The sequence below is a fragment of the Pseudomonas donghuensis genome (assembly GCF_000259195.1).
Taxonomy (GTDB): Bacteria; Pseudomonadota; Gammaproteobacteria; order Pseudomonadales; family Pseudomonadaceae; genus Aquipseudomonas; species Aquipseudomonas donghuensis.
Genome location: NZ_JH650763.1, coordinates 68,105 through 75,429 on the forward strand (window position 1 = coordinate 68,105; position 7,325 = coordinate 75,429).

9 protein-coding genes are annotated in these 7,325 nt (G+C 61.9%); 5 read left to right on the top strand and 4 right to left on the bottom strand.

Translation table 11 applies throughout. The features are described 5' to 3' along the window. Positions 1-95: 95 nt before the first annotated feature. Both UW3_RS0111740 and prlC read right to left on the bottom strand, forming a co-directional pair. A complete protein-coding gene (locus tag UW3_RS0111740) occupies positions 96-374 on the bottom strand; it encodes a YheV family putative zinc ribbon protein (protein WP_010222656.1) in 279 nt (92 codons plus the stop codon). After that, positions 371-2,422 (bottom strand): oligopeptidase A, encoded by a 2,052-nt coding sequence (gene prlC, locus UW3_RS0111745; RefSeq protein WP_010222657.1) that lies wholly within the window; start codon positions 2,420-2,422, stop codon positions 371-373. Before prlC ends, UW3_RS0111740 begins: the two co-directional genes overlap by 4 nt. Before the next feature lie 91 nt (positions 2,423-2,513). Between prlC and UW3_RS0111750 the strand changes: the two genes are divergently transcribed. Together UW3_RS0111750 and UW3_RS0111755 are read left to right on the top strand one after the other, a co-directional pair. Then, positions 2,514-3,062, top strand: coding sequence for a gamma carbonic anhydrase family protein (locus UW3_RS0111750; protein WP_010222659.1), 549 nt, complete (start codon positions 2,514-2,516; stop codon positions 3,060-3,062). 29 nt (positions 3,063-3,091) lie between these two features. After that, the gene (locus UW3_RS0111755) at positions 3,092-3,742 is read left to right on the top strand and encodes an HAD family hydrolase (protein WP_010222660.1); all 651 of its coding nucleotides are present in this window, start codon (positions 3,092-3,094) and stop codon (positions 3,740-3,742) included. On the opposite strand, the gene UW3_RS26890 is transcribed toward UW3_RS0111755, so the two are convergent. Then, positions 3,730-4,866, bottom strand: a complete 1,137-nt coding sequence (locus UW3_RS26890; protein ID WP_081492787.1) for an aminopeptidase — start codon at positions 4,864-4,866, stop codon at positions 3,730-3,732. The genes UW3_RS0111755 and UW3_RS26890 overlap by 13 nt on opposite strands. Before the next feature lie 85 nt (positions 4,867-4,951). Between UW3_RS26890 and UW3_RS0111765 the strand changes: the two genes are divergently transcribed. Together UW3_RS0111765 and UW3_RS0111770 are read left to right on the top strand one after the other, a co-directional pair. After that, positions 4,952-5,365: a PA0061/PA0062 family lipoprotein gene (locus UW3_RS0111765; protein WP_010222662.1), complete on the top strand. Its 414-nt coding sequence runs from the start codon at positions 4,952-4,954 to the stop codon at positions 5,363-5,365. A gap of 53 nt (positions 5,366-5,418) precedes the next feature. After that, a complete protein-coding gene (locus UW3_RS0111770) occupies positions 5,419-5,832 on the top strand; it encodes a PA0061/PA0062 family lipoprotein (RefSeq protein ID WP_010222663.1) in 414 nt (137 codons plus the stop codon). A gap of 3 nt (positions 5,833-5,835) precedes the next feature. Here the strand turns inward: UW3_RS0111770 and UW3_RS0111775 are convergent, their stop codons facing one another. Then, a complete protein-coding gene (locus UW3_RS0111775) occupies positions 5,836-6,069 on the bottom strand; it encodes a DUF1161 domain-containing protein (protein ID WP_010222664.1) in 234 nt (77 codons plus the stop codon). A 221-nt stretch (positions 6,070-6,290) separates the two neighbouring features. On the opposite strand from UW3_RS0111775, the gene UW3_RS0111780 reads away from it, so the two are divergent. Further along, positions 6,291-7,295 carry an LLM class flavin-dependent oxidoreductase gene (locus tag UW3_RS0111780; protein WP_010222665.1) on the top strand — a complete coding sequence of 335 codons (1,005 nt, stop codon included), beginning with the start codon at positions 6,291-6,293 and terminating at the stop codon, positions 7,293-7,295. Positions 7,296-7,325 lie beyond the last annotated feature (30 nt).

Sequence of the window (7,325 nt, forward strand, 5' to 3'; positions counted from 1 at the left end):
AACAAGTTCCAGAGAGCGGGGTTGGGCCCGCTACTCTGGATTGCAGCTAACGCTCGCTGGTGCCAACTAAATAGCACCCAAGGCACCACGCGCCCTTACTCAGCCGGTTTCTTCAGCTTCGGATTAGGGAAGAACTGCACCGTCTGCACCGTGGTCGCGGCAGGTTTCACCTCGACCCTGTTGACCCGGGTACCCAACTCCTTGGGCACCGACAGCCCCTGTTCGTTAAGGGTGTCGGAAAACCCGCAGGCCACGCACTCACGGTGCGGAACGCTGTCTTCGCTCCACATCATCAGTTTGTCCGGCTCGCTGCACGCCGGGCAGACCGCCCCGGCGATAAAGCGTTTTTTCGTTATCACAGGCCCATCACTCATGCCGCCACTTCCTCACTCAAGCCGCTATGGCGCAAGAGTGCATCGATTGATGGCTCGCGGCCACGGAAGTCGACGAACAGCAGCATCGGCTCCTGGGAACCACCACGGGCCAGGATCGCTTCGCGGAACGCGCGACCGGTGTCGGCATTGAGCACGCCTTCTTCTTCAAAGCGCGAGAAGGCGTCGGCCGACAGTACTTCAGCCCACTTGTAGCTGTAGTAACCGGCTGCATAACCACCGGCGAAGATATGCGCAAAGCTGTTGGGGAAGCGGTTGTACGCCGGTGGGCGCATGACCGAGACCTCGTCGCGGATGCCTTCGAGCACTTGCAGTACACCGCGGCCGTCGCCGTGGCTGGCGTGCAGTTCGAAGTCGAACAGCGAGAATTCCAGCTGGCGGACCATCATCAGCCCGGACTGGAAGTTCTTCGCCGCCAGCATCTTCTCGAGCAAATCCTGGGGCAGGGCTGCGCCAGTTTCGTAGTGACCGGAAATCAGCGCCAGGCCTTCAGGCTCCCAGCACCAGTTTTCCATGAACTGGCTCGGCAGCTCGACCGCATCCCAGGCCACACCGTTGATACCGGAAACACCGGCATGCTCGATACGGGTCAGCAGGTGATGCAGGCCATGGCCGAACTCGTGGAACAGGGTGGTGACTTCGTCATGGGTCAGCAACGCCGGCTTGCCAGGGGCGGCCGGGGTGAAGTTGCACACAAGGTTGGCCACCGGGCTCTGCAATTGGCCGTCAGCAGTCAGGCGACGGTCGCGGGCGCCGTCCATCCAGGCACCGCCGCGCTTGTTGGCACGGGCATAGAGGTCGAAGAAGAAGCGCCCGACGTGCTGGCCGTGCTCCTTGATTTCGAACAGGCGTACGTCCGGATGCCAGCTATCGAAGCCCTTGAGCTCGGCAATCTCGATGCCGTACAGGCGCTGGACGATGGTGAACAGGCCGGTCAGCACCTTGTCGATCGGGAAGTAGGCGCGCAGGGTTTCCTGGGAAACGCTGTAGCGCTGTTCACGGAGTTTTTCCCCGTAGAAACCGCTGTCCCAGCTTTGCAGGTCCGGGCACCCCTGCTCGGCGGCATAGGCCTTGAGCTGGGCCAGGTCCTGGGTGGCAAACGGCTTGCTGCGCTTGGCCAGGTCACGCAGGAAGCTCAGCACCTGATCGCTGGACTCGGCCATCTTGGTCGCCAGGCTCAGCTCGGCGAAGTTCTGGTAGCCCAATAGCTGAGCCAGTTCCTGACGCAGGTCGAGGATCTCACCCATCACCGGACCGTTGTCGAACTGGCCGGCGTTAGGGCCCTGATCAGAGGCGCGGGTGCAGTAGGCGGCGTAGATTTCTTCGCGCAGGGCGCGGTCTTCAGCGTAGGTCATCACCGCGTAGTAGCTGGGGAATTCCAGGCTGATCAGCCAGCCATCGAGGCCCTTGGCCTGGGCGGCGGCAGCCATCTGTGCCTTGGCCGAGTCCGTCAGGCCGGCCAGTGCCGCTTCGTCGGTGACGTGCTTGGTCCAGGCCTGGGTGGCGTCCAGCAGCTGGTTGGAGAAGCGGCTGCCCAGTTCGCTGAGCTTGCTCTGAACTTCGGCATAACGTTGTTGCTTATCGGCCGGCAGGTCGATACCCGACAGGCGGAAGTCACGCAGGGCGTGTTCGAGAATTGTCTTTTGCGCCACATCGAAGCCGGCGGCTTCGGGGCTGGCGATCAACGCTTCATAGGCCTGGAACAGCTCGCGGTTCTGGCCCATTTCGGTGGCGTAGGCGCTCAACGCCGGCAGGCAGGCCTCGTAGGCTTCACGCAGTTCGGCGCTGTTGCACACGGCATTGAGGTGGCTGACCGGGCTCCAGGCGGCGCCCAGGCGGTCGTTGAGTTCGTCCATGGCCAGGATCAGGCCGGCCCAGCTTGGGTGCTTGCCCTGGGCCTGGAGGATGTCGGCAATGGCTTTACGGTTGTCGGCCAGGATCTGTTCAATCGCCGGCTGCACATGCTCGGCACGGATCGCCGAGAAGGGCGGCAAGTCATAAGACTGCAGAAGCGGGTTGTTCGCACTCACGGTTAAACACCTTGGCAGAAGAAACACTTCCCCATCTTAATTACAATCGACGCCGACCGCAGCCCTATCCATACCAAAGAGAATTCCTATCATGGCCATCCGTAGCTTCCAGCATCACACTCCCAGGCTTGGCGAGCGTGCCTTTGTCGACCGCAGTGCCGTGGTGCTGGGCGATGTCGAGATCGGCGCCGACAGCTCGGTGTGGCCATTGACGGTGATCCGCGGCGATATGCAGCGCATCCGCATCGGCGCGCGCACCAGTGTCCAGGACGGCAGCGTGCTGCACATCACCCATGCCGGGCCGTTCAACCCGGATGGTTTCCCGCTGCTGATCGGCGATGAAGTAACCATTGGTCACAAAGTCATGCTCCATGGCTGCACCCTGGGCAACCGCATCCTGGTCGGCATGGGCAGCACCATCATGGATGGTGCAATCGTCGAAGACGAAGTGATCATCGGCGCCGGCAGCCTGGTGCCTCCGGGCAAGCGCCTGGAAGGCGGTTTTCTCTATGTCGGCAGCCCGGTCAAGCAGGCCCGCGCCCTGACCGAGAAGGAGCGCGCGTTCTTCCCCTACAGCGCCGGCAACTACGTCAAACTCAAGGATCAGCACCTGGCCGAAGGCTACCACCTGCCCGAGTGAACCTGCCCACAGCCCTATTCGAGACTGCCATGCACCAGCAAAACATCCTCTTCGACCTCGACGGTACTCTGACCGATCCGCGATTGGGCATCACCCGCTCGATCCAGTACGCACTGGCCAAGCTCGGCATCGACGAGCCGGACCTGACGCGCCTGGAACACTTCATCGGCCCGCCGCTGCTGCAGGCATTCATGCAGTTCTATGCTTTCGATGAAGCCAAGGCCTGGGACGCGGTGAATTTCTACCGGGAGCGCTTCAAGGTCACCGGCCTGTACGAAAACCAGGTTTTCGACGGCGTCAGCGAACTGCTCGAATCCCTGCAAGGGCAGGGGCGCACCTTGTACATTGCCACCTCCAAACCCTGGGAGTTTGCCCGCGAGATCGCCCGCCATTTCGATTTCGCCAAGCACTTCAAGGTGATCTACGGCAGCGAGCTGGACGGCACCCGCACCAACAAGGTCGAACTGATCCGCCACCTGCTGGCCGAGGAAGCCCTGGACCCGGCGCAAACCCTGATGATCGGCGATCGCAAGCACGACCTGATCGGGGCGCACAGCAACGGCCTGGAAGCGGTAGCGGTCGGCTATGGCTTTGGCAGCCATGAAGAGCTGACGGCGCAACAGCCGGCTTATCACTTTACGACCGTGAACCAGTTGCACCAGGCGTTTCAGCGCAGCTGAGAAACCGATCGCGGGTCAAGTCGAGTCGCCGCGCCGCCGCTCCTGTAGGAGCGGGCTTGACCCGCGATGCTTTTCAGCGCCTGCTGGCGTTGTTTGATTGGCAGCCGCCCCAAGGCTTCTACCCGTTGGTAGAACACCTGCCAATCGCCACCCACCTCGACAAACAGCTGTGCAAACGCCGGTACCCACTGGTCATACAGGCCAAAGGGCAGCAATTTGGCATTGTTCATCGGGGCATTGATCCAGGCGTCATAACGCCCGCGCCCGCCCCATTGGCTATCGCGCAAGGTTCGATACTCACCGCGCAGGCGTTCGAACTCAGCCTGCTTGCCTGCGCGCTTGGCGGCTTCGGTCAGCGGCGCCGCATACAAGGCCTTGAGCCGCTCGCGGCTGGCCAGTACCAGCCCGATGAACTGGTCGCGCTGCCGGCTGCCATCCTCGGCCAGCACCGGCAGCCCCCGCGCCGCGCGCCACTGGCGGGTGCCTTCCTGTTCGACGAAGGTGGCGAAAGACTCATTGAACGCGGTGTCGTCCCGCACATAGAGCCGTTGGTGGGCCAACTCATGGAAGATCACCGTGGCCAGGCGTTCATCGCCCCAGCCGAGCATGGAGCTGAGGATCGGATCGTCGAACCAACCCAGGGTGGAGTAGGCCTCAACACCGCCGACATAGACATCCAGCCCTTGCTGCTTCTGTAATGCCGCTGCCCCGCGCGCCGCGCCCTGCTTGTAATAACCGCGATAGGCGACGCAACCGGCGATCGGGAAGCAATGGGTTTGCGCCTCCAGTGAAAACTCCGGCGTGGCAAATACGTTCCAAACCACGAAGGGCCTGCCAATGTCGGCATACACCCGGTAACTGCGGTTGTCCGGCAGCTTCAGCTGGGCGCTGGCGAAGGCCCGGGCCTGCTCGGCCTTGAGCAGGTGCTGACGCAGTTTGCTGTCGGTGGCCGGATTGGCAACCAGGTCGGCAACCGGCTGGCGCGCCTGCAACAGCTGCCACTGACCGCTGGCCAGTTGCCCGTAGTATCTGACACTGGCACAACCGTTCAGCAGCCCGAAGGCCAGCAAGGGAACCAAGAAGCGCAAAATGTGGTCGAGTGCCCCATGACTTGAGCGCAACAAAAGAAATAGTCGAAGCATTCGCGTCCCGTCATTCGCTCAAGTACCCATCAGCTTCAAGACTATCCTGCCCGGCTGGAGTTTTACCATGCGTACACTGCTTGTCATCAGCGGTATTGTGCTTCTGTCCGGCTGCGCCGGCCTGCCTGCCCCCGACCCCAACCAGGCCTGGATCGACCTCGCATCAGGCCAGGACGACACCCTGCATGCCGTGGAAGTGGACGAGCGCGCCTGGGCCGACAAACGCTATTTCGAAGTACCGCCAGGCAGTCATGAGCTGACCGTGCGCTACCTGTTCCCGGTCAATCCAAGCAATATCGGCCCGGTCGACGAGCCGCTGTGGCGTGATTGCCAGCTACATGTGAAGTTCAAGCATTTCAACGCCGGCCAGCGCTATCAGCTTGAGGCCGGCAGCATCGGTTTCCGCCCTTGGGCCAAGCTCTATGACGAACAGCGCAATGTGGTCGGCAAAGGCCTGCCGGCGGGCTGCCAGCGTACCTGAAAGCGTGAATGGCGCTATGCTTGTGCTTTGTAGCCCGCACGCCGGAGTTCGCCATGCGCCAGCCTATGATGCTGCTCGCAATCAGTACCCTGGGAGCTTGCGCCAGCCCCCTGCCCCCTGTGGACAACAAGCAGGCCTGGGTCGACCTTTACACCATCACACCGGGCAAAGTGGTGATGGCCGAGCGGCTTGACGGAAAGCGCCTGACTGATGGTCGGTTCTTTCAGGTTACACCCGGTGCCCACGAGCTGGTGGTGAGGTTCGATTATGAAATCTATTCCGGTGGGTTCAGTACCGACCCGACCGAGCGCACCTGCTACCTGACGATCAAGTTCGCTCACTTCAAGGCAGGGCAGCGCTACCGTCTGGAAGCCCGCGCCCCGGCCATGCAGCCCAGCGCCTACCTCTATGACGCCCAGCGCAACGTCGTGGCCGAAGAGTCGAACGACGTGTTCTGCACACCCTGACGCCTAGCGATCATTGTTCTGGTAGATGATCTTCTTGGTGCCGTTTTCGCAGCTGCCGACCACCATGTTCTGGTCTTTGACTTCATCATTGCTGACGATTTCCAGGGTGTAGGAACTCACGTTGTTAGCCTGGATCTTGGCTTCGATCTCAGCCTTGAGCTCTTCACAGTCTTTCGTCGCGGCCAGCGCGGACGTTGCCAGCAGCGAAGCCAGCACAGCGATTGCAACACGGATCATGGAACAGCTCCTTGTGACAGCAGACGTTTTAGCGACCCTCATTTGACCACAACAAGCGCACTACGGTTCTGCCTTAGCTCAGCAGCATCGCGTCCAGGCTGACCCTCGACGCGGGACGGATTACAACGCCTGGCATTGATTCCTGCAGATGTGCCCATACAGAGCTAGAAAGGCCGTTGGATTATTTCGGCCAATCGACTGCCCTGGAGGCTCAAACGCCCATGAAGCAACTTGCGGATATCAAGATCTCTACCCTTGACCTGGTGCCGGTACGTGCCGACAGCGGCCCAGCGCAGTCTCTACGCAACTCCCTGGACCTGGCGCAACACGTCGAAAAATTCGGCTACAACCGCTTCTGGGTGGCCGAGCACCACAACATGGACGGCATCGCCAGTTCCGCAACTTCAGTGCTGCTCAGCTACCTGGCCGGTGGTACGTCAACCATTCGTGTGGGCGCCGGCGGGGTGATGCTGCCCAACCATGCACCGCTGGTGATCGCCGAACAGTTCGGCACCCTGGCCAGCCTGTATCCCGGGCGTATCGACCTGGGCCTGGGCCGCGCGCCGGGCTCCGACCAGATGACGGCCCGCGCGCTACGCCGCGAACGCTCTGGCAGTGCCGACGATTTCCCCGATGATGTCGAAGAACTGGTGCGCTACCTGGGGCCGCGCACGCCCGATCAGAAGGTCATCGCCGTACCCGGGTACGGTACCGAGGTGCCCATCTGGTTGCTGGGTTCGAGCTTGTTCAGCGCGCAACTGGCCGGCATGCGCGGTTTGCCCTACGCCTTCGCCTCGCATTTCGCTCCGCGTTACCTGCACGAAGCGATTCGCGTGTACCGCAACCACTTCCAGCCTTCGGCCGTGCTCGACAAGCCCTACGTTATGCTCGGCGTGCCGCTGGTGGCTGCCGAGACGGATGAACAGGCTGATTACCTGGCCACCTCGGTGTATCAGCGCATCCTCGCCCTGATGCGCGGGCAAAGCCTGGTGCAGCGTCCGCCGGTAGCGACCATGGACGGCCTGTGGCTGCCCCATGAGCGTGAAGCGGTGGGCAGTTTCCTTGGCCTGGCGATGGTCGGGAGCCCGCAGAAGATCCGCGCCAAGCTTGAGGTGTTGCTGGAGCAGACCGAGGCGGATGAGCTGATCTTTACCTGCGACCTGTATGAGCATGCGGACCGGATTCGGTCGTATGAGCTGCTTGCCCAAACGGTTTTGGGCAGCTGAAAGCCCTATCGCGGGGCAAGCCCGCTCCTA

What these genes read in the sequence shown, in the direction of transcription:
- UW3_RS0111755 (WP_010222660.1), top strand. Translation starts at nt 3,092, where the DNA reads ATGCACCAGCAAAACATCCTCTTCGACCTCGACGGTACTCTGACCGAT.
- UW3_RS0111750 (WP_010222659.1), top strand. Translation starts at nt 2,514, where the DNA reads ATGGCCATCCGTAGCTTCCAGCATCACACTCCCAGGCTTGGCGAGCGT.
- UW3_RS0111780 (WP_010222665.1), top strand. Translation starts at nt 6,291, where the DNA reads ATGAAGCAACTTGCGGATATCAAGATCTCTACCCTTGACCTGGTGCCG.
- UW3_RS0111770 (WP_010222663.1), top strand. Translation starts at nt 5,419, where the DNA reads ATGCGCCAGCCTATGATGCTGCTCGCAATCAGTACCCTGGGAGCTTGC.
- UW3_RS0111740 (WP_010222656.1), bottom strand. Translation starts at nt 374, where the DNA reads ATGAGTGATGGGCCTGTGATAACGAAAAAACGCTTTATCGCCGGGGCG.
- UW3_RS0111765 (WP_010222662.1), top strand. Translation starts at nt 4,952, where the DNA reads ATGCGTACACTGCTTGTCATCAGCGGTATTGTGCTTCTGTCCGGCTGC.
- UW3_RS0111775 (WP_010222664.1), bottom strand. Translation starts at nt 6,069, where the DNA reads ATGATCCGTGTTGCAATCGCTGTGCTGGCTTCGCTGCTGGCAACGTCC.